At 46.1% G+C, this 20,714-nt stretch carries 22 protein-coding genes and 1 riboswitch; of the genes, 19 read left to right on the forward strand and 3 right to left on the reverse strand.

Annotated features, from left to right (window positions below):
- Positions 1–217: 217 nt before the first annotated feature.
- Positions 218–1,180 (forward strand): S8 family peptidase, encoded by a 963-nt coding sequence (locus tag BLV33_RS20205; RefSeq protein WP_090795809.1) that lies wholly within the window; start codon positions 218–220, stop codon positions 1,178–1,180.
- 53 nt (positions 1,181–1,233) lie between these two features.
- On the opposite strand, the gene BLV33_RS20210 is transcribed toward BLV33_RS20205, so the two are convergent.
- Together BLV33_RS20210 and BLV33_RS20215 are read right to left on the reverse strand one after the other, a co-directional pair.
- The gene (locus BLV33_RS20210; protein WP_171909219.1) at positions 1,234–2,100 is read right to left on the reverse strand and encodes a choice-of-anchor J domain-containing protein; all 867 of its coding nucleotides are present in this window, start codon (positions 2,098–2,100) and stop codon (positions 1,234–1,236) included.
- Positions 2,101–2,132: 32 nt separating this feature from the next.
- On the reverse strand, positions 2,133–3,287 hold the full coding sequence (locus BLV33_RS20215; RefSeq protein ID WP_090795818.1) for a hypothetical protein: 1,155 nt from the start codon (positions 3,285–3,287) through the stop codon (positions 2,133–2,135).
- 324 nt (positions 3,288–3,611) lie between these two features.
- On the opposite strand from BLV33_RS20215, the gene BLV33_RS20220 reads away from it, so the two are divergent.
- The 10 genes from BLV33_RS20220 (at position 3,612) to BLV33_RS20255 (ending at position 12,199) form a co-directional block, all read left to right on the forward strand.
- Positions 3,612–4,052 (forward strand): DUF6526 family protein, encoded by a 441-nt coding sequence (locus tag BLV33_RS20220; RefSeq protein ID WP_253187123.1) that lies wholly within the window; start codon positions 3,612–3,614, stop codon positions 4,050–4,052.
- 100 nt (positions 4,053–4,152) lie between these two features.
- The gene (locus tag BLV33_RS20225; RefSeq protein WP_090795823.1) at positions 4,153–5,616 is read left to right on the forward strand and encodes a catalase; all 1,464 of its coding nucleotides are present in this window, start codon (positions 4,153–4,155) and stop codon (positions 5,614–5,616) included.
- A 67-nt stretch (positions 5,617–5,683) separates the two neighbouring features.
- Complete coding sequence (locus BLV33_RS29440; protein ID WP_171908951.1) at positions 5,684–5,839, forward strand: hypothetical protein; 156 nt, start codon at positions 5,684–5,686, stop codon at positions 5,837–5,839.
- A gap of 107 nt (positions 5,840–5,946) precedes the next feature.
- Entirely contained in the window at positions 5,947–6,933 is a 987-nt protein-coding gene (locus BLV33_RS20230) for an oxidoreductase (RefSeq protein ID WP_090795827.1), read from the forward strand.
- A gap of 93 nt (positions 6,934–7,026) precedes the next feature.
- Positions 7,027–7,539, forward strand: coding sequence for an acyl-CoA thioesterase (locus BLV33_RS20235; protein ID WP_090795830.1), 513 nt, complete (start codon positions 7,027–7,029; stop codon positions 7,537–7,539).
- A gap of 95 nt (positions 7,540–7,634) precedes the next feature.
- Positions 7,635–8,396 carry an SDR family NAD(P)-dependent oxidoreductase gene (locus BLV33_RS20240; protein WP_090795834.1) on the forward strand — a complete coding sequence of 254 codons (762 nt, stop codon included), beginning with the start codon at positions 7,635–7,637 and terminating at the stop codon, positions 8,394–8,396.
- 280 nt (positions 8,397–8,676) lie between these two features.
- Entirely contained in the window at positions 8,677–9,012 is a 336-nt protein-coding gene (locus BLV33_RS20245; protein ID WP_090795839.1) for a DUF4870 domain-containing protein, read from the forward strand.
- A gap of 107 nt (positions 9,013–9,119) precedes the next feature.
- Positions 9,120–9,207, forward strand: a riboswitch (cyclic di-GMP riboswitch).
- Positions 9,208–9,275: 68 nt separating this feature from the next.
- The gene (locus BLV33_RS29445) at positions 9,276–9,449 is read left to right on the forward strand and encodes a hypothetical protein (RefSeq protein WP_171909220.1); all 174 of its coding nucleotides are present in this window, start codon (positions 9,276–9,278) and stop codon (positions 9,447–9,449) included.
- A 226-nt stretch (positions 9,450–9,675) separates the two neighbouring features.
- Positions 9,676–10,761, forward strand: coding sequence for a hypothetical protein (locus BLV33_RS20250; protein ID WP_090795843.1), 1,086 nt, complete (start codon positions 9,676–9,678; stop codon positions 10,759–10,761).
- A gap of 13 nt (positions 10,762–10,774) precedes the next feature.
- Positions 10,775–12,199 carry an MBOAT family O-acyltransferase gene (locus tag BLV33_RS20255; protein WP_171909221.1) on the forward strand — a complete coding sequence of 475 codons (1,425 nt, stop codon included), beginning with the start codon at positions 10,775–10,777 and terminating at the stop codon, positions 12,197–12,199.
- Positions 12,200–12,306: 107 nt separating this feature from the next.
- On the opposite strand, the gene BLV33_RS20260 is transcribed toward BLV33_RS20255, so the two are convergent.
- A complete protein-coding gene (locus BLV33_RS20260; protein WP_090795849.1) occupies positions 12,307–14,055 on the reverse strand; it encodes a stalk domain-containing protein in 1,749 nt (582 codons plus the stop codon).
- Positions 14,056–14,242: 187 nt separating this feature from the next.
- Between BLV33_RS20260 and ade the strand changes: the two genes are divergently transcribed.
- The 8 genes from ade (at position 14,243) to BLV33_RS20300 (ending at position 20,710) form a co-directional block, all read left to right on the forward strand.
- Positions 14,243–16,054, forward strand: a complete 1,812-nt coding sequence (gene ade, locus BLV33_RS20265; protein ID WP_090795853.1) for an adenine deaminase — start codon at positions 14,243–14,245, stop codon at positions 16,052–16,054.
- A 266-nt stretch (positions 16,055–16,320) separates the two neighbouring features.
- The gene (locus BLV33_RS20270; protein ID WP_090795857.1) at positions 16,321–17,181 is read left to right on the forward strand and encodes a M15 family metallopeptidase; all 861 of its coding nucleotides are present in this window, start codon (positions 16,321–16,323) and stop codon (positions 17,179–17,181) included.
- A gap of 72 nt (positions 17,182–17,253) precedes the next feature.
- Positions 17,254–17,571 carry a hypothetical protein gene (locus BLV33_RS20275; RefSeq protein WP_090795861.1) on the forward strand — a complete coding sequence of 106 codons (318 nt, stop codon included), beginning with the start codon at positions 17,254–17,256 and terminating at the stop codon, positions 17,569–17,571.
- Positions 17,572–17,720: 149 nt separating this feature from the next.
- A complete protein-coding gene (locus BLV33_RS20280) occupies positions 17,721–18,515 on the forward strand; it encodes a basic amino acid ABC transporter substrate-binding protein (RefSeq protein WP_090795864.1) in 795 nt (264 codons plus the stop codon).
- A gap of 88 nt (positions 18,516–18,603) precedes the next feature.
- Positions 18,604–19,257: an amino acid ABC transporter permease gene (locus BLV33_RS20285; protein WP_090795868.1), complete on the forward strand. Its 654-nt coding sequence runs from the start codon at positions 18,604–18,606 to the stop codon at positions 19,255–19,257.
- A gap of 10 nt (positions 19,258–19,267) precedes the next feature.
- Positions 19,268–19,990 carry an amino acid ABC transporter ATP-binding protein gene (locus tag BLV33_RS20290; RefSeq protein ID WP_090799092.1) on the forward strand — a complete coding sequence of 241 codons (723 nt, stop codon included), beginning with the start codon at positions 19,268–19,270 and terminating at the stop codon, positions 19,988–19,990.
- Positions 19,991–20,189: 199 nt separating this feature from the next.
- Complete coding sequence (locus tag BLV33_RS20295; RefSeq protein ID WP_090795872.1) at positions 20,190–20,390, forward strand: cold-shock protein; 201 nt, start codon at positions 20,190–20,192, stop codon at positions 20,388–20,390.
- An 83-nt stretch (positions 20,391–20,473) separates the two neighbouring features.
- The gene (locus BLV33_RS20300; RefSeq protein WP_090795876.1) at positions 20,474–20,710 is read left to right on the forward strand and encodes a cold-shock protein; all 237 of its coding nucleotides are present in this window, start codon (positions 20,474–20,476) and stop codon (positions 20,708–20,710) included.
- The last annotated feature ends 4 nt before the right edge of the window (positions 20,711–20,714 follow it).

A 20,714-nucleotide genomic window follows, 5' to 3' on the forward strand; every position in this document is an offset into this window, starting at 1 on the left:
TGAACTAATAGCTCAGGAGGTCCCAAAAAGCCAATGTATCTAAAAAACAGGAGTGTTGGTAGCACTCTTGTTTTTTTTCGCAAAGTACAACTATGCGTTAAAAAATGTTCTCCCCGAATAATAGCATAGAAATAACAGTGCAATCAACTACCAAATTATAACATTCGCAGTTTGGCTTCAATTTATTTATTTAATCATAAATAGGAGGGAATAAAAAATGGAACGAAATGTACATGTAATTCCGTTTCTCGTGCATGAACTGGCTGAAAAGGTCAACGAAGTTCCCAAAGGAGTGGAAATGATTCAGGCCCCAAAAATCTGGAATCAAACCAAAGGAAAGGGCATCACAGTGGCCATATTGGATACTGGCTGCGATCTTACGCACCCTGACTTAAAAGATCGAATTGTCGGCGGAAGAAATTTCACGAACGATGATGAAGGAAAGACGGATGTATATCAGGATTACAATGGCCATGGCACTCATGTGGCTGGGACGATCGCTGCAACACAAAATAATAATGGTGTTGTAGGTGTAGCCCCGGAGGCAAATCTGCTCATTATCAAGGTTCTTGATAGAAATGGTTCCGGTCAATACGATTGGATTATTAATGGGATTAAGTATGCAATCGAACAAAAAGCTGATATTATCTCCATGTCACTTGGCGGTCCTGCAGATCATCCTGAGCTACATAAAGCCATTCAAAAAGCTGTTTCTCAAAACATTCTTGTGATCTGTGCGGCAGGCAATGAAGGGGATGGCGTTGATACTACAGATGAGTTTGATTATCCGGGTTGTTATAATGAAGTGATAAGCGTAGGCGCAGTTGATTTGGAGAGACACTCTTCAAATTTTTCAAATTCAAATAACGAAGTAGACCTAGTGGCTCCTGGCGAGAAGATTTTATCAACCTACTTAAATGGAAAATATGCCACATTGAGTGGAACCTCCATGGCTACTCCACATGTTGCAGGAGCCATGGCTCTGATAAAAGTGCTCGTCAATACAAGCTTCGAGCGAAAGCTCACGGAGCGTGAGCTCTATGCTCAATTAATAAAAAGAACAGTGCCACTAGGGAATTCCCCAAAATTTGAAGGCAATGGACTTGTCTATCTAACTGTAATGGATGAATTGTCGAAAATATTCAATCAACAATTTGTCGCTAAATTGCTGAGCATATGATGAAAAAAAGACAGGCATGCTGCAGTGGCAGCATGCCTGTTTTCTTGGATGAATTATTTTACTTTATCTTCTTTATTTTCTTTATTTGATTTCATTACCACGTTGTACTCATAAGTGACACTGCCGTTCTTACCTTCCGGCGCGGCATAAGTGGTCATCATTACGATACGCTCATACTCCGAACTGTGGAGCATATCGCGCAGGTCGATTTGATCTTGGTCCGACATGTTGAGCAGATCAGGGAAGCGAATCACGTTCAGTTGATTGTCTTTGCTCTTCTCTTGGCCTTTCTTGTATCCGATAAACTGGACCTGGTAATTGACGTATTCACGAGTGGCTTGCTCAAGGCTCATGAAACCAGTAGTGGAGTTCATTGGATCGATGATACTGCCGTTTATTTTCAAGTTTGACAAATACCAGCCCGCTTCGTTGTAGCCCCAGTCCGTCATATAACGGAAGCCGAGCAGCACTTTTTGTCCGGCATATTTGGTTAGATCAAACGACTCTGTCTTCCATCCGTTGGAATTGCCTGTGAAGCCCGGGAGATTCTGCTTAATCTTCGGATAACCCGAAGCAACGATATCGCTGCGGGTGTCTCCGTTTGCAAGCGAGGTCCAAGTTTTACCGCTGTCTGTGGACACTTGAACGATACCAAAGTCCCACTGTTCCTCGATGTTATATTTCGTATCGAAGGAGAGAGACGCGGCGGTCAGCTTCGTTAGATCAAGCTCTTTAATCAAGAAATTATCGGCTTCATTGCCCAGATTCCCCCATAGAACGGTTCCGCGGACAGGGTCCTGAGCGGTTGTCCATTTCGTACCCAGGAAGTCGATTCCCTTGAAATAAAGGTGGTCTACTTTTTTGTCAGGTAGTATGACCTTAAAGTCGGTACCCCATGCCGGAGCAACGTTGTCGGCCAAGACGGAGCCGTCCACGTTCGCAGCAAGATCGATTAAATTAAAATTATAAGTATTTTTTCCCTTATATTTCCATAAATCACTACAGCAGTCATGTAGTCGGCATACACTTGATCGAACGTTTTGTCGGCGCCTATCTTGGCTAATGAGGCGTTAATGCTGTCGACTCCATGCTTTAGACTTCTGAACTCATCTTGGATAAAAGCTTCGCCGTATTTTTCGTAAAGGTACAATTGGAACAAATAGGCGTTGCCGTAATCGCCGAGGATTTGCAAGTCAGATTGATCTCCCCAAAGGGTAAGTGAATTGCGGAGATGATTCATGAAGAAATTGACATGCGTTTGAGAGTGGCCGTATCCGACCAGATATTGGGCAAAGTCGGAGAGACCTTCGTTGATGAAGTTCTCTTCGCCGGAATCTGTGTCTCGGTGCAGCAAATGTTGAAACTCGTGGGCAAAGACACCTTCGTAAAGATAAGGCTTAATCGCATTGGGTCCCGTGCGGTTAAGCCAATCAAAACAATCGATGGTCATGACGTTGCGGTCGGAAAAATCGCTGACCGTGGGAGAGAAATAACCGGCAATGTAGCTGGGGTAGTTGGAATTATAATAGCTCTGGTCTTTAATGTTATTAATTAGAATAACTGTACGGCCGCTGTCATCTTTATACCATCCGTTATACCCGTCCACACCTTTGCGTTCCTTGGGAGGGCCAAAGAAACCAACTTCTTTTTGATACATCCGATTATCGAATTCGTTTAACAAATATTGGACCTGTCCGTCCGTAATGGTAACCATCGAATTGCGCGGATCTCCAGCCGGATAATTAAGGTCATTAGCTACCCAGACTTCGCCGTAAGTCCCTACGGCTTTCAAGGTGAAAGTGGTCAGTGCATATCTGCCGGTGTAATCATTGTTCGTCAACCATTTTTTCACAACACCTACATCGGATGAAGTCAAAGCTTTCGGGCCTACTGTTCCCGGAGCTGTTCCGGCTTCACTGGCGGACAACTCTAACCGATTAGCAGCTTTCACATCGGCGAGCGACTCAGACCGAAGCTTCGGACCGATATCCTGAACGGATGGATTCGGATCAAAGCTTGGTGATTGAGCCCAAATGGATGCGGGGATGAGGATGGTACCGGCCAATAAAATCGTGGATACAAGGCTGAGTGCTTTGCGTCTGTACATGAAACAAATTCCTCCTCTAAATGAATTGACCATTGGTAGAAATACTGCCTAGATTGGAAAAAAAAGGATAGTCCACCTATATTCCTATTAAATAATAAAATAGACAGATTCGGTAAGTGTCTCAGCTCCTATTGGGAAAGACCCACTAAATTCTATATTTCTAGATAAAGTTCGTTCCTCCGACAAGAAACTAATACACCGCGCCGTTTTCAGACACAATTGGGTGATCTTTCCTGTGGCTATCGACCTATGTGAAAATAAGAGTAATGATTAGTCCGTAATTTTGATATATTTAAAGAGAACATCAAATTAGGAGGGAAAAACTTGAATAACCAAAATCAAAGCTATGCCAACCATCAGAGGATGCATCCGCTTTTTCACTATGTGCTGTCTCTACTCGCAATCATTCTGCTTGTTTCTTCCTTAACCCAGCTCGTGAGCTCCATTCGGTCGGGGAATCAAATCTTTCTTTCCTTTATTTTTGTCCTCATTTCAATCATGCTCATTATCATTTTTCTATTAATTCGTTCCTATCCAATGAAAGCTCAGGATCGCGCAATACGGGCTGAGGAAAATCTCCGGCATTACGTGCTGACCCAGAAGCTGCTGGATTCAAAGCTTAGCCTCAAACAAATAATAGCATTGCGCTTTGCATCAGACGCTGAATTGCCGGCTCTTGCCCAGAGGGCCGCAGCCGAACAAATGTCACCAGATGCAATTAAGAAGTCTATTCAGCAGTGGAGAAGCGACTATTTCAGAATTTAAAAAATAAATTGACGGTGGTTCTTAATCATAATACAATTAATATTAATTAATAATAATTATAATTTACTAGTATTATATTAATAACCACGAGGTGAAATGAATGTCGAACAATCACTTAACAACCAACCAAGGCACACCTGTCGGGGACAATCAGAACTCCCGCACAGCCGGGCAGAACGGCCCTACGCTTTTGGAAGATTATCATCTGCTGGAGAAAATAGCCCATTTTGATCGCGAGCGTATCCCGGAGCGTGTCGTTCATGCTCGCGGAGCAGGAGCCTTTGGTACCTTCGTAACCGAAAACTCAATGAAGCGTTATACGAAAGCCGCCTTCTTAAGAGAAGCAGAATTAGAAACTCCTGTATTCGTCCGTTTTTCTACGGTTATCCATGGTCAAGGTTCACCAGAAACGGCCCGCGACCCTCGTGGATTTGCTGTAAAATTTTATACGCAAGAAGGCAATTATGATCTTGTAGGCAATCATCTTCCCGTATTTTTTATTCGAGATGCTATGAAATTCCCGGATATGGTTCATTCCTTGAAGCCGGCTCCAGACAGCAATGTCCAAACACCTGACCGCTACTGGGATTTCATGACGCTGACTCCGGAATCCACGCATATGCTCACCTGGTTATTCTCCGATTACGGAAGACCGGCCAACTACCGCCATATGAACGGTTTTGGTGTGCATGCGTACAAGTGGATTCATGAATCCGGTAATTATGTGTATGTAAAATATCACTGGAAGCCGCACCAAGGAGTGCGCAATTTCAACAATCAAGAGCAAATGGCCACACAGGCCAAAGATTTCAGCCATGCGACCCGTGATTTGTACGACCACATCCAGTCAGGAGATTTCCCGAAATGGGATTTGCATGTGCAGATTCTTGCACCTCAGGATTTTGACAATTACGACTTTGACCCGCTGGATCCAACAAAAATTTGGCCGGAAGACTTAATTCCATTGGAGAAAGTAGGCACCATGACGCTTAACCGCAATCCGGATAATTTCTTCGCGGACGTAGAGCAATCTGCTTTTGCACCAAGTGTGCTTGTCCCGGGAATTGAAGCATCCGAGGATAAATTGCTGCAAGGTCGACTCTTTTCCTATCCGGATACACAGCGTTATAGATTGGGCGCCAATTACTTGCAAATTCCAGTCAATTGCCCGTACGCTACAGTGCGAACGAATCAACGTGACGGCGCCATGCAGACAAAGCAGCAAACCTCTTCGATTAACTATGAGCCAACTCGTCATGAAGACTCGCCGAAGGAGGCACCGGAGTATCGCGACAGCACCATCCCGCTGAAGGGTTCTGCAGGCCGCCAAAAAATCGCCAAAACGAATGACTTTGCTCAAGCTGGAGATACGTACCGTACCTTTTCACATGAAGAGCAGGAGCATTTGATCGAGACGCTGATCGATGAGCTTTCTCAAGTACATGAAAGAACAAGACTGATGGCCATCTGTAATTTCTACAGAGCGGACCGCGGGCTTGGCGAACGTTTGGCCTCCGGGTTGAATACCGATATTTCCGCCTATGTTGAGCACATGAAAGTATAGATTATCCGCCGGTTGTTGGCCGGTTCAAGAGCTCCTTCTTGACTAAATTAGTTGAGGAGGAGTTTTTTTGTTATTTTTGTTGCCGCATTTTGCAAAACTGTCAGTTGACGAAAATCACACCGCCACCGGTTATAATGCTGTAGAGAAAGGCTTCGACAAGGTCGGATTGAAATATATGGAGGCCTCACGTATGCTAGGAATAGGGATAACCCAAACCTTTTAGCCTTGCTGCTCAGGCCGTTTAACTTTGAAACACTGGCAAACTGAACCTGCCAATTCGCGAATGATGAAAAAATATTTCAGGCCATTGAATGACAGGGAGGTTTGTTTATGAATTCGTTTAAGGCAATGATTGTGGATAAAGCAGAAGATCAGTTTACCATCGAGACACGCCTTTTGAATTTGGAGGATTTGCCTGCGGGTGAGCTGCTGATTCAAGTCGTCTATTCCAGTATAAATTACAAGGACGCGCTGGCATCCATACCGAATGGTAATATCGTTAAGCAATATCCTCACATCCCCGGAATTGATTTAGCGGGTATAGTGGTGACGAGCCGGGATGATCGGTTTCAGGAAGGCGATGAGGTGCTGGTTACAGGTTTTGAGCTGGGCGTTGGCCATTTCGGTGGCTTCAGCCAGTATGCCAGGATACCCTCAGCGTGGGCGGTCAAGCTGCCTCGAGGACTTTCACTCAAGGAAGCCATGATCTTGGGAACTGCCGGGTTTACGGCAGCTTTATCCGTTCATGATTTACAAGAAAACGGAGTTCTCCCGGACAAAGGTCCCATTCTGGTGACGGGCGCAACGGGAGGAGTAGGCAGTGTTTCGATATCGATCCTAGCGAAGCTGGGATATGAGGTGGTTGCCAGCTCAGGGAAAAGCGACATGAAGGATTATTTACTCGGACTTGGAGCAAAGCGCGTTATTTCGCGCGAGGAGCTTGTCCCGGAGAAACAGAGGTCCCTGGATAAGCAGCTGTGGGCGGGTGCAGTCGATTGTGTAGGCGGAAAGTCGCTGTCCTATATTCTGAGCAGCACTGGGTACGGGGGAGCAGTCGCTGTGAGCGGGTTAACAGGCGGGATTGAGCTGGCGACGACGGTGCTCCCATTTATTCTTCGCGGTATTCGGCTGATAGGCATAGACTCGGTGTTTGCTCCAATGGAAGTTCGGCAAGCTATTTGGGAGCGGCTGGCTTCAGAGCTTAAGCCTCCGGCATTAGAAAGCATGTACACTGAGATTTCCTTGGATGAAATCCCCGAAGCGGTAACCAACCTCTTACATGGTCAATCCAGGGGCAGATTTCTTGTGAAGCTCTAGGTGGCGGATTGTCCAGCTTGAAGCATACCAGATTCCAGATTTGGGAAAAGTATTCGGAATAAACGTAATCTCAAGGAAATGGAGTGAACTCATTTGGAGCAGAAATTCACGAAAGAAACCCGATGTTTTAAAATACAACGAGTCTTTCCAACAGATGTCAATAACCATGAAACGCTCTTCGGCGGTAAGCTGATGTCTTACATTGACGATATTGCTTCCATCTCTGCTTCCAAGCTATGCCGTGTGACAGCCGTTACGGCTTCAACGGATTCAGTTGATTTTCTGCTGCCCATCCGGCCTACGGACTCAGTATCCCTGGAATCCTTTGTCACTTGGACGGGCAAGAGCTCGATGGAGGTTTTTGTCAAAGTGATCCGGGAAGATTTAAGGAGCGGCGAAAGGAAAATTGCAGCAACCTCGTTTCTTACCTTTGTAGCGCTCAACGAACAAAGTCAAACGATTATGATACCTCGGATCGTGCCTGAAACGGAAGAAGAGAAGAAATTATTCGAAACGGCCGAGCACAGAACCGAAATGAGAAAGCATCGAAGAGAAGAAAGCCGGAAGTTCGCTGATTATCTGCTAACGAAATATCCGTGGGAATGAATTCGCTATCATTTCAATATAAATCATCGTATAGTGAATAGTAGATGCACATTGGATCTATATGTGTAATGAACATATGAGAGGAGATCACCAAGATGTATCCTACATTTGATTTGAAGGGCAAAGTTGCAGTTGTCACAGGCGCAAGTATGGGGATTGGTTATGGACTTGCTAAAGCTTTAGCGAATGCGGGTGCCACCGTAGTGGCTACGGCACGGCATATGAAGGAACTGCAGAGTCTGGTTGATGAAATTAGCCGAGAGGGTGGCGAGGCGCTGGCCATCTCCCTGGATGTTACGGATGTCAAGGACATCGAAGAGGTCATGAAAGAGGTACAGCACAAGTTTGGTTCCATTGACATTCTGGTCAATAATGCCGGGCTCGGAGCCAATCATCTTGCAGTCGAGGTAACGGAAGAAGATTGGGACCTGATGATGGATGTAAATTTGAAAGGCTTGTTTTTTTGCTGTCAGGCTGCAGGCAAGATCATGCTTCAGCAAGGCTGTGGAAAGATCGTGAATATAAGCTCCCAAGCAAGTGTTGTCGGTATTAAGGAACATGCAGTCTACTGCGCCTCCAAGGGGGGAGTTAACCAACTCACACGTGTCCTTGCTCTGGAATGGTCCTCGAAAGGCGTAAATGTGAATGCAGTCGCACCTACCTTTACATATACACCTGGTACTGCGGAGCGTCTTGACGATCCTTCTTATTTAAAAGGCGTTGTGGACCGTATTCCGATTGGTCGTGTGGCGGAGATTAAGGACGTGGCCGGCGCCGTGATTTATCTGGCCTCCCCTGCCGGTGATATGGTGACGGGAACTGTTCTGCTGATTGACGGCGGTTGGACAGCACAGTAATTATTTTCAGAAAACTGAACAGGACTGGATTACGGATTATTTGATCGTGCCGGTCCAATCCGAGATTGCAAGAAGAGCGAAGTCATAAATAATAGGTCAGAAAGAACCGTATCGAGGTTTTTTCTGACCTTGTTTTTTTTGTTCCTCCGATGTTGCTAAAGTTATTTAACAGCTTGTCGGCATAACCTATTGAATGGATACATAGGATTACACTAATAGCGAGACTGTTATGAAATATGATGATGGACCTTGAAAAATTAGTGAAAGAGGTGTAAATCTTATGGTGAATTCAAACGAGTCTGTCGTTCAACCCGATCCGGGCGATGTACAGAGCAACAAAGGTATGGCAGTGCTGGCCTATATCATCTTCTTTATTCCGCTGCTGGCTGCGAAGGATTCCAGGTTTGCGATGTATCATGCGAATCAGGGATTGGTGCTCTTTCTCGGGGCAGTCGCTTCCAACATAGTGCTCGGCATGATACCAATCATTGGCTGGATTTTGCTGCCTTTTGCCAATTTAGCCATACTGGTCTTTGCCATTATAGGCATTATTAACGCAGCCAATGGCCGTAATAAACCGCTTCCGCTTATCGGCGGGATCAATATCTTGAGATAAGATCAACCGCTAAAGGCACCAGCGGTCCATAAAACGATGACATCCAAATTTCGGTTGCTCTGTTCGCCGAGGGGGTGTATACTTATAGGTAATTAAACCTATTCACAAAAATGAAAAGGCAAACTTATTGAAAAATAAGGACGCAAAGCCTCAGGTCTAAAGCAGGAATCCTGCCAAGACAGCTGGGCTGCCAAAAGTGTGCGAGCATAATCAGCTTACGCCCCCTTTTGGGGCTATTTTTGTTGGACAAAAGGAGGAAAATGATGAACAGTCAAATCCGTTCCAAGAAGTATCAACAAATATCAGAAGAGCTCAATGCAATACTGGGATACGATATTGTGAATAATCTTCAAGAGCTGGAGATCAGCGAACTGGCAAAGCTCAGGGAGAGCCTGAGTCGTATTGAATCCTATTTACACAATGCTATGTTAAATTAATATGATTGCGGAATGTGGAATCCTGTTAACTTGAGTGCTTGAAAATCCGTTGTGCGAGCAATGGGTTTCAGGCATTTTTTTCTTTGATTTTTCTGACAATTATTTTCCAGATACAAGCTTGAACAAAAGAGGGAATGAGAGTATCATGAAAAGGACTTCTTTTCCATTCGACATAAATCCGCAATAAATCTTAGACAACATACATACAGCAGCACGGGGGCTTGAAGTGAGAACGAGAACAATCTTATATACTGTTATTTTCTTAGTGGTTCTGCATGCAGCTTTTCCCTATTTCATTCCAATTGATATCGTATATCACAACCGAAGCGATTACCAATTAGGTTTGAATAATATTAAAGATTTGGATGTAACCCTCGAGAAAATCAAATTGGAAATCCGCCAAAAGCAAATCAAAAACTACGGAATCATCCTTGGAGATTCGGTGTTCTACGGAAGTCCCGGCAATTCCGATCAAGTGGTCAACGTTTTTATGGAAGGTGAACTGAGGAAAGCGACGGGGGACCCTAACTATCGCCTGTTTAATCTGGCTTTTCCTGCCATGCAAAATGGAGATCTATATGTCATGCTGCTTAAGCTGGACCGACTGGGAATTTCAACGGATCATCTGATCCTTAATACCCGGTATTCCAGCTTTGTTCCGCGAACCCCCGGTCCTCGAGCTGTGTTTTGGTTCTATGATGATTTGCGCAAACTGGATCGCAGCAGCTATGACCATGTACTGCCGCAGCTGATGGCCAATGGAATTAAACCGCCATCCACCTTTTATGAGGTCACAAAGAATTGGCTAAACCAAGATGTACTGCCGAGCTTCAATCCTTACGCTTATAGGGATTATTTCCGGAAAATGCTGAAAAACTTCGCGTTAACGACTTTGAACTTGCCGATACCGGATGACGCTCTTGGGGATATTCGGCCTTATTATGAAAAGGATTACCTGGAGGAATATATCCATATGGATGAGGTCAAAGATAGTTATAACGACCAACCTTTTGATATGACGTCCTCTAATTATGATATTTATTTTATGGATAAAATCATGGAGCATCAAAAGAATAAAAAGACGCTGCTCGTCTTGACCGGCGCCAATCAAACCCTGCTGAATTCTTATATCGATAAGCCGGGCTACAAAGCCAATTTGGCGTCAATTGACCGCTACTTGGGGTCCAAGCCTGTGGAGTATCTGAATTTGGAGGGAGTCATTCCGGATACATATTTTACCGATCATACGCATTTGATCCCGGATGGATACAGCAAGCTGTCAGAAATTGTCCTGCAACATTATCCGAAATAACGGAGGAATCCGCATGCTTTTCCATACGCCAGAATTTTTTCTGCTGCTGATTGTGACCTTGATTTTGTATTATTCGATTCCCAAATGGCGCATGTATATCATCGCGCTCGCCAACGTTATCTTTTACAGTGTCAGCGGTTGGGGCATGCTCGTCTTGTTTCTGCTCGTTACGAGTATAACCTACTTCGGTTCACTTCTTCTCCAGGGACGGTATGCCAAGCCGGTTTTGTGGATACTCATCCTCTTGAACCTGGCCAATTTATTTTTCTTCAAATATTCGCTTTTCTTCATGCAAAATTTGGGGAAAGTGCTGCATGTGAATCTGGTAACAGAGCATTCATTTTGGCTTACCATTGTGCTGCCAGTGGGGATTTCCTTTTACACCTTTGAATTTATATCCTACTCCGTAGATGTGTATAAGAAGAAAATCAAACCGGCTGAGTCGCTGATTGATTTTTGGATATTTGTCGCTTTTTTCGCGCACCTGATCGCGGGTCCAATTATGCGCGGGCATGAATTCCTGCCGCAGGTGGAGAAGATCAAATCGATCAAGGGCACATGGTACAATTTTAAAATGGGTTCCTTCTATTTAATGCTGGGGCTGTTCAAGAAAATCATGCTCGCCGATTACCTCTCAGGCACGGTTAACCGCTATTTCGCTCATCCGGAGCTATTGACGGGCAGTCAAGCCTGGGTCATTAGCGCGATGTTCGCTTTTCAGATTTATTTTGATTTTTCGGCTTACAGTGATATGGCCATCGGGATCGGATATTTCTTTGGGCTTGAGCTGCCGAGGAACTTCCTGACACCTTACTTAAGTGCTAATGCGACCGAGTTCTGGCGCCGATGGCACATCACCTTATCGAGCTGGATTCGCGACTACATTTACATCTCACTGGGCGGTTCGCGTCGAGGTGTTTTTCGAAAATATTTGAATCTGTTCCTGGCGATGACCATCTCCGGCTTTTGGCATGGCGCCATGTGGACTTTCATCATATGGGGCATGTTCCACGGAGCGCTGCTGATTCTGCATAATCTATATATGACGGTCAAAAAGAAGCTTAAATTAACATGGCTGGACAATCTGTTCATATACCGCGTAGTAGCTGTGGTTATTTTCTTCTTGATGACTTGTATCGGCTGGGTGTTTTTCCGAATTCATAACCTGCATGATTCGCTTATGCTCATCCGACGCATGCTGTCGCTCGAAGCCTTGTCGATGCCAATGGGGATGAAGATCTACTCGCTTTGCGTGATAGCCCTCTTCGGGTTCCACATTCTCGAGCATTATCTCATTACCCGATCGGATCGAGTTTCGGCCGTATGGCATAAGGTTTTCCCTTCTCCAGTAAGAGCAGCGGCCTATGGTCTTGTCATTGTGATTGTCATCTTGTTCCTGAAAGAAAAGGAAAGCGGCTTTATCTATTTTCAGTTTTAAAAAGATGAGGGCTGTCCCGCAAGCCAGGTTTCCGAAATTTAACCGTACGTTCAGTTGAAATAAGGATATCCCTTAACCAATTTACTTGGCTAAGGGATATCCTTTTCTCATTTCAATTCATTCAAGGGATATAAAATCAAGTCGATCGGGAAGTTAGAGCCCGCGGGCGGAGTGAATTCGATATCCATGGCATCCTCCGTGCCCGTTGTTCTGGCGAGAACCTGCATTTCATCGAAGGCCGTCAAGACGCCGGAATTGGGAATACGGATGATCTCATTATTGATTTTGATCGGCCCTTTGAAATAACCGCCTTTGGCTACAATCATGAGCGCCATTTTGCGAGGGTGGGCAATGTGGATCTTGTAGTCCATCCCCCAGTTGCCAAAGTTAGTCGTTGCCTGCTTCTTAACGGCATCGTACCCTTTGACAAAAGGATCGGTTGAATCATTGCCGATTATGATTCTGGAGGGCTCAGTGAAGCTGGAGCCATCCACGTCCCATTTTACATCCGATATGGGAAAGGTTCCTCGGACATGCTTGCCGTCCGAAAGCAGAGGCAATGTGCTTAACGTATCTTTGCTCAGCTTATCTGTAGCAAGAAAGGAGATCTGCAGCTCCCCGCTGGATTCTACATCATATATCAAATTCGTCCCCTGTGTCGGATAATAATCCGGCAGCTGCGCGTATACATAGCTCATCTTTGGGGGTATCACCATCTGTGTGTTGATCGGGTTATGCTGCAAAAATTCCACAGAAGCTTCACTGCCAATGATGTTGGCATATTTCGAAGGATAGACCTCTCCTTTGTTGGTCGTTGATAGAGTAATAGGCTTATCTGTCTTATTGGTGGCCATTATGGCGTAGATCAGCTTTTGCTGGGTACCATTGATATGATCCGCATAGAGACGGGCTTTGCCGTTGATCGTTTCCTGATAAACAATGCCTTTTTCAACAATTTCTTCAGGACTGTCGCTAACCAGCAGCTTTCGATCATAACTTTCTGTCACTTTCTTGGGGAGCTCGGGTGTCTTGTCAAAATGACTCCATATATAATACCAATCGGTTTTAATCACACCGCCGACAGGCATTGTATAAAAAGGATACTCAAACTCCGATAAGTAAGTCTCTTTACTTACTGTTACCGTGGTTGTATAGATTGCACTAACCAAACCGGCACTATTGGTCACCTGAAGTGTCACCGGATAGGTACCGGGAGCAAAGAAAGCCTCTTGGTTGCCGGTCCATTTGGAATATACTATTTTTTTGCCGCCGGGATCATAGCTTAGATCTGCATAAGAAACAGGCTCTCCCAGCCGATAAACCGCTTTGTTGGTCGAAAACTTGGCTACGGGCTGTGATACGAACGGTGAGGACACAGCTGAAGGCCGTGCATATTGAATCTCTACTCTTCTTAATGCGTCATTGTAGGTGTAAGCCGCACCCAAATAATCCATAACCCATGTGAGCTTGACCAATAGGCTGCCGTTCACAATGGCTGCAACGGTATTAAAGGGCAGCTCTGCCCCATTTACATATACTTTCTTGTTGATGCTGTCGAGCGTAATGTTAGCTCCGGTTGGTGTCATAGTCACGATATACGTAGCAGGATCCCAAGTCACGCCAAAGCCCAAGGAATCTCCCAGGAATCTGGCGGGAACATACATTTTACCGTCTATAATCGTAGTCGGGGTGGAGAGCTTCACTTGATCCTTTCCAACAAAGGCGGTGTCCTGATTAAGGTATAAAAGTATGTATTTCGAGGTCGTTGCCGCGGCTTGCGCTGATGCGAAAACCAGCAGGTTCGAAAGCAGAATGATCACCAGCAGGGGAGACATTCTTCTCATTGCATTATTCATTTGTCTAGCTCCTTCGTCGTAATACGTAAAATATAAAATTGCGGCATTGCTGTCTATCAATCTATTGTAAAGACGTTGAGAACTGAGAAAGGTTGCGAAATGAACGCAACAAGAAAAACACTATTTTTTTAATAAAAGGTTTTGGTATATGATTGTAAGTAAAATTGTTGGATGGGGGTATGCATGGATGAAAACCACGTTTGCCAGGACCTCGCTCGCGGACTCCGTTCCCCGGCTTGTCGCAACGGCAAGAGGGGACATTTCGGCTTCGCTTGTCATTCGTAATGGAACTCTGGTCAATGTTTGCTCCGGGGAAATTCTGCCTGGCCAATCTATTGCCATTCAAGGCTCACATATCGCCTATGTAGGCAAGGATGTCTCCCACCTGATCGGCGAGGAAACGCAAGTTATCGAGGCTGAGGGAAAGTACATGGCTCCCGGCCTGTTGGACGGCCATTGCCATATTGAAAGCACACAACTTACAGTTACCGAGTTTGCCAGAGCAGTACTGCCGATGGGTACGACCGGAGGTTTTTTTGATGCGCATGAGATTACGAATGTGCTTGGCTTGAAAGGCTTGCGCTTGATGCTGGAGGAAGCGCGAACGACGCCTCTGGCTGCGTACATGCAGGTGGCCTCGTGTGTGCCCTCGACCCATGCCGGGCTTGAGACCACCGGGGCCTGGATTGGCCCCAAAGAGGTGGAGGAAGCGCTCAGCTGGGGTCCGGACATGATCGGCCTTGGCGAGGTGATGAATTTTCCCGGAGTCGTCTATGGCGACGACAAGATGATCGGGGAAATTCAAGCCACTCTGCGTGCAGGCAAAATCGTGGACGGCCACTTCACTTGGCCGTCCAGTGATTGGAGGCTCCCTGTCTACGCGGCAAGTGGTGTAACAGGGGATCATGAATGCGTGACGAAGGAAGACGTCATCGAGCGGGTGCGCCTTGGCCTCTACGCCAAGATGCGCAGAGGCTCGGCCTGGCACGATGTGGCCGAGACGATCAAGGCGCACACCGAGCACGGCATCGATACGCGCCGCATGCTGCTGGTCACCGATGACCGCAGCTCGGAGTCGCTGCTCGAGGAGGGGCACATGAACTTCGTGCTCCGCCATGCGATCGCGCAGGGCGTAAAACCCGTCACCGCCTTCCAGATGGCGACGATCAACACCGCCGAGCGCTTCGGCGTCGCGCGCGATGTAGGCTCGCTCTCGCCGGGATCCTGCGCGGATGTGATTCTGCTTGACGGCCGGCTGGCCGACGTCCATGTGGTGATGACCATCGCCGCCGGGCAAGTGGTCGCCGAGCACGGCAAGATGACCGCTGCCTGGGGCAGCTTTGCCTACCCCGAGGAAGCGGCGCAAACCGTTCACCTGAACAAGCGGCTTTCGGCCGGGGATTTTGCAATCCCCGCGCCTGTCGATTCCGGCACCGTTCAGGTGCGAGCGATCGAGGTCATGGAGAACCATGTGACCACGAAGGAAAAGATCGTGCAGGCGGTAGCCCAAGGTGGGCAGCTCCGCCTCGAGAATGGCCTGTGCAAGATCGCCGTTTTTGAGCGGCACACAGGCACGGGAGATCACTCCGTCGCATTTGTTACGGGCATCGGCTTTCAAGAGCCTGCGGCCATCGCGATGACTGTTGCCCATGACAGCCATAACCTCATGATCATCGGCAACGATGATGAGCTTATGGCGCGAGCCGGCAATCTCACAGCCGATGTTCACGGCGGCGTCACGGTAATCACGCGTACCGAGACGGTGACCTTCCCTTTGCCGATTGCCGGCTTAATGTCGCAAGAGCCGTTCGAGGTCGTGGCACGCCAGTCCGCCGCGATCAGCCAAGCCCTGCAGCAGGCTGGCTGCACGCTAAATTATGCCTTTATGACCTTGTCCTTGCTGGCGCTTGTAGTCATACCGGAATTGCGCCTCTCTGACAAAGGGCTTGTCCGTATATCCGAGCAGGGAATAGGCCTGGTCTCATTGTTTGCGGATTAACCTCGCTTAATATTTACTGATCATATGAGTAATGAGGAAGAATTAGTACGAAAAGGTGCAGAAACGCACCTTATAATCGAAATTTATACACTCTGGCCTCGTAAGGCCAGAGCATTCTTTCCACCATTTTTTGTTCAAGGCGACCCGATTTGATCCTCGATCCATCAGATTAATGGGAAAAAATGAAACATATTTCATTTTGTTCTCGTCAAAGGTAATATACAAATCATACATAGGTTTAAAAAATCGGGAGGAGAGCCCGTCTCATGTTTAAAAATCATAAAACCCTTGTTAAAGCTATAGTCATCACAGCAGTTATAGTTCTAATGGCTGGCTGCAGCAGCAAATCTGCTGTTATCCCAAGCAGCACACCATCCGCGTCCTCTGCAGCGACTCCTACAGTAACTCCTGCAATGACACCTGCAGCATCAACTTCAACAACGACGCCTTATGCATCGGCTTCCACAAGCCCATCAGCTTCCGGAACTCCTGCTAACACAGGTAAGCCATCAAGTCAGCCGAATGCCGTGTCGGTCGTCGCGAATCCGAAGGAAATCACCGTATTGGTGAACAAGAGCTTCCGTTTGCCGGATGGCTACAAGCCTGATCCCCTGGTGGACCCCAACGTGCCTTTTATCTTCGAAGGAAAATCGGAGAAGCGTATGCTCCGCAAGGAAGCAGCAGATGCGCTTGAGAAGCTGTTCACAGGGGCCAAAGCTGACGGCATATCCCTGGCTGGAGTATCCGCTTACCGATCTGAAGCTACACAGAACACACTATACAACAACTATGTCAAAAAAGACGGCGTAGAAGCCGCTAATAAATACAGCGCCAAGCCAGGCACAAGCGAGCATCAGACAGGGCTTGCCATCGATGTTTCGGGATCCACGGGGAAATGTGCGGCCGAGGACTGCTTTACCGGAACGAAGGAGGCCAACTGGCTGGTGGATCATGCCGCTGAGTATGGTTATATTGTCCGTTACCTGAAGGGTAAGGAATCCATCACTGGTTATCAGTACGAGCCGTGGCATATTCGGTTTGTAGGCAAAGATATCGCCAAGGAAATAATGGCCAAAGGCATCACTTTGGAGGAGTATCTGAAACAAGCCATCCCCGTATCGAAATAGAACCATCTGTTTCAAGCTTCTCCGTTTAGGGTAAGAAGACGAGTACCCCCTAAGCAAAGGAGAGGATCTGCCATGGACAAGAACAAGTATTGGGTTAGCGTCGGCGATCAGGAAATTGTGCCCGAGGGAGAAACCTTTAATCACGAATTCGAAATTGAAGCAACGGATCAAGAAATCACCGAGCTTAGAGGTCAGCTGGATGATCTGGTTAAAGCGGACACGGAGCTGCTTTCACGAGCCGCAACCCCTTATGAACCTTTGCCAGAGCCCAACCAGGAGGTCAAAAACGTCTCCTATGACGACCAGCTCAAAAACGTATACCGTCTCATCCATCAGTTGGGAGTACCTGAAACCAAAAATCATATAGAAGAAATGCATGTTATTGAATAAAAATAGACGAATTTGTTCCGCAGCACCTTATTTTCCTATTGGAGAAGAGGCGCTGTGTTTTTTTATGCAAATAGTTATTGTCCATTGATCAATTTATTGTTAAGATCTTTACATGCTATTTACAAAAAAAAGGATGAGGGAGACGTACTATGAAAAAATGGTCGGTCATGATAGCAGCAATTGTATTAATTATATCCTTAATGGGCTGCGCCTCTAACGGAACAGGCGGCTCCGGCAAGAAAGTACTCGTTGCATCCGATGCAACCTATTCGCCTATGGAATACATGGACAAGGATAAAATGACAGGCTTTGACATTGAATTTCTGGCTGAGGTAATGAAAGAAGCAGGGATCAGCTACGAAGTGAAAAACGTAGGCTGGGACGCAATGTTGGAGAGTGTAAAACAAGGAACTGAGTATAAAGCAGGTATCTCGAGTATTACGATCACGGATGAGCGTAAGCAATCCTACGATTTCTCGATTCCTTATTTTGAGTCTATCAATATGATCCTGGTTAAAGCAGACAGCCCGGTGAAAAGTGCGGACGATCTTAAAGGCAAGAAGGTAGCTGTGCAGGGCGGAACAACTGCTGATGAGCTGATGACCAAGGTTATGGGCACAGGAAACACCAGCTTGAAAAAATTTGACAGCAATGCTGTGGCTTTGCTCGAGATGGAAAAAGGCGGCGTTGAAGCTGTTGTGGCAGATATCGCAGTCGTGCGAGAGTATGTGAAGAATCACCCTGACAAGAAGCTGAAAAGCGTTCCGGATACTAAAAATTTCGTACCTGAATATTATGGCATTGCTTTTCCAAAAGGCAGTGATTTGAAAGCAAAGATTGATCCTGCTATTAAAAAGTTAATGGATAATGGCAGCTATGCCAAGCTTTTCAAAAAATGGTTCAACGAAGATCCGAATATTGCAAATATACAAAAAGCTAGCTAAACTAAAAAATAAGCACGCGTAATGTACTGCGTTACGTGTGCTTTTCTCTTTTTAACCTTTTTAGGCAAGATTGGAAAGGAAGAATATGATGGATTTCAGATTTGACATTATTCTCGATTACGCCCCTTTATTGCTTAAGGGAACATTATATACGATCGGTATATCCCTTCTGTCTATTTTATTTGGAGCTATTCTTGGACTGGCTGTCGGGTTTGGGAAAATGTCGAAGCGATGGTATTTCCATTCTCCGATGAATGCATACATTAACTTTTTTCGCGGCACCCCGTTGCTGGTGCAAATATATCTGGTACATTTTGGTCTGGTTCCACTCTTGATGGGTCAATCGAATGCGATTGTTGCCTCTATCTTGGCGTTGACATTGAATTCTGCCGCTTATTGTGCGGAGATTTACAGGGCTGGCATTCAATCGATTGACAAAGGCCAGATGGAAGCGGCGCGCTCGCTGGGTATGTCTCATTTTGAAGCGATGAGGTTTATAATTGTCCCCCAAGCTGTCAAACGAATGATACCGGCCTTCGGCAATGAATTTATCGTACTCGTGAAAGACTCTTCCCTTGTAGCACTCGTTGCGGCCCCAGAGATTATGTACTGGAGCAATGCCATGAAAGGTCAGTATATGCGGATCTGGGAGCCATATTTGGCGGCAGCCTTCATTTATTTCATCCTCACTTATTCTCTGAGCAAACTGCTGTCTTACTTGGAAAGGAGAGTGAAGAACTAACATGGACCCCATCATTCAAGTGAGAAATTTGAAAAAGTCGTTTGGCCCGAATGAAGTGTTAAAAGACATAAACGTAAATATAGCGGCTCGAGAGGTTGTCGTTGTCATTGGTCCATCCGGTTCCGGTAAGTCGACCTTGTTAAGATGCCTTAATTTCCTTGAGGAGCCGCAGGGCGGAGATATTCGGATTGAGGGGGTTTCCCTCATGGATCCAAGGACCGATATCAGTGATATCCGAGCTGAGGTCGGTATGGTTTTTCAACAATTCAACCTGTTTCCCCACATGAAAGTTATAGATAACATAACCATTGCTCCTGTGCGAGTTCGAAAATGGCCGATTGAAAAGGCCCGCGCTAAAGCTATAGAGCTTCTGAATAAGGTAGGTTTGGTGGAAAAAGCGAATGCTTATCCCGCATCCTTGTCAGGTGGACAAGCACAGCGGGTGGCGATTGCAAGAGCATTAGCCATGGAACCCAAGATTATGCTGTTCGACGAGCCTACCTCTGCACTCGATCCAGAGATGGTCGGTGAAGTGCTCGCTGTTATGAAGAATCTGGCTAAGGAAGGCATGACCATGGTCGTTGTTACCCATGAAATGGGCTTCGCGCGCGAGGTTGGGGACCGAGTTTTGTTTATGGAGCAGGGACTCGTTGTAGAAGAAGGCTCTCCGGTCGAAGTATTTGAACGTCCGAAACATGAAAGAACCCGAGCATTTTTATCCAAAGTGTTGTAAAAAATAGATGAGCCCTGACACTTTTCTTGGGCTTGCGTTTTAATATTAGCTGTGGTAAGATGTCTTTACCGTTGATTTTGTACCCTATTCACATATTGTAAAGGGTTATCATTGTGGTTGACGATGAATCCTTTTACAATGTGTGAATTTTTATTTAATAATAAAAGTAACATGTTAAATTTATTTTGGAGGTAATCTCATGCAAACAGGAACAGTTAAATGGTTTAACGCAGAAAAAGGATTTGGATTTATCGAAGTTGAAGGTGGAAGCGACGTATTCGTTCACTTCTCCGCAATCACTGGCGATGGTTTCAAAACTTTAGACGAAGGCCAACAAGTTCAATTCAACGTGGTACAAGGCAATCGCGGACCACAAGCTGAGAACGTTGTAAAGCTTTAAGTTAAAGCGAAAAGCAAGCTGCCCTTGACCTTGAGTTGAGGGCAGCTTTTTCTTGTTCTTCGAGATCGATTAGGAGGTCAACCATGTATTTTCGTAAAAGATCATTAGAAGACATACCTGAAGAAAGTACTGCAGTGTGGTCTTGTTCCACAGAAGGCTGCAGGGGTTGGATGCGTGATAATTTTGCGTTCGAGCATGTACCGACTTGCCTTCAATGCTCTGCTCCGATGGTTAGCAGTATGAAGATGCTGCCTCTGCTCGTGAACACGAACGTAGAGATGAAATCAATAAAGAAAGGCGTAGCGATTGGTTGTCGCTAAACGC

Source organism: Paenibacillus sp. GP183 (assembly GCF_900104695.1).
Taxonomy (GTDB): Bacteria; Bacillota; Bacilli; order Paenibacillales; family NBRC-103111; genus Paenibacillus_AI.

What these genes read in the sequence shown, in the direction of transcription:
- BLV33_RS20270 (WP_090795857.1), top strand. Translation starts at nt 16,321, where the DNA reads ATGTTTAAAAATCATAAAACCCTTGTTAAAGCTATAGTCATCACAGCA.
- BLV33_RS20295 (WP_090795872.1), top strand. Translation starts at nt 20,190, where the DNA reads ATGCAAACAGGAACAGTTAAATGGTTTAACGCAGAAAAAGGATTTGGA.
- BLV33_RS20285 (WP_090795868.1), top strand. Translation starts at nt 18,604, where the DNA reads ATGGATTTCAGATTTGACATTATTCTCGATTACGCCCCTTTATTGCTT.
- BLV33_RS20260 (WP_090795849.1), bottom strand. Translation starts at nt 14,055, where the DNA reads ATGAATAATGCAATGAGAAGAATGTCTCCCCTGCTGGTGATCATTCTG.
- BLV33_RS20275 (WP_090795861.1), top strand. Translation starts at nt 17,254, where the DNA reads ATGGACAAGAACAAGTATTGGGTTAGCGTCGGCGATCAGGAAATTGTG.
- BLV33_RS20255 (WP_171909221.1), top strand. Translation starts at nt 10,775, where the DNA reads ATGCTTTTCCATACGCCAGAATTTTTTCTGCTGCTGATTGTGACCTTG.
- BLV33_RS20240 (WP_090795834.1), top strand. Translation starts at nt 7,635, where the DNA reads ATGTATCCTACATTTGATTTGAAGGGCAAAGTTGCAGTTGTCACAGGC.
- BLV33_RS20300 (WP_090795876.1), top strand. Translation starts at nt 20,474, where the DNA reads ATGTATTTTCGTAAAAGATCATTAGAAGACATACCTGAAGAAAGTACT.
- BLV33_RS20245 (WP_090795839.1), top strand. Translation starts at nt 8,677, where the DNA reads ATGGTGAATTCAAACGAGTCTGTCGTTCAACCCGATCCGGGCGATGTA.
- BLV33_RS20225 (WP_090795823.1), top strand. Translation starts at nt 4,153, where the DNA reads ATGTCGAACAATCACTTAACAACCAACCAAGGCACACCTGTCGGGGAC.
- BLV33_RS29445 (WP_171909220.1), top strand. Translation starts at nt 9,276, where the DNA reads ATGAACAGTCAAATCCGTTCCAAGAAGTATCAACAAATATCAGAAGAG.
- BLV33_RS20280 (WP_090795864.1), top strand. Translation starts at nt 17,721, where the DNA reads ATGAAAAAATGGTCGGTCATGATAGCAGCAATTGTATTAATTATATCC.
- BLV33_RS20205 (WP_090795809.1), top strand. Translation starts at nt 218, where the DNA reads ATGGAACGAAATGTACATGTAATTCCGTTTCTCGTGCATGAACTGGCT.
- BLV33_RS20215 (WP_090795818.1), bottom strand. Translation starts at nt 3,287, where the DNA reads ATGTACAGACGCAAAGCACTCAGCCTTGTATCCACGATTTTATTGGCC.
- BLV33_RS20230 (WP_090795827.1), top strand. Translation starts at nt 5,947, where the DNA reads ATGAATTCGTTTAAGGCAATGATTGTGGATAAAGCAGAAGATCAGTTT.
- ade (WP_090795853.1), top strand. Translation starts at nt 14,243, where the DNA reads ATGAAAACCACGTTTGCCAGGACCTCGCTCGCGGACTCCGTTCCCCGG.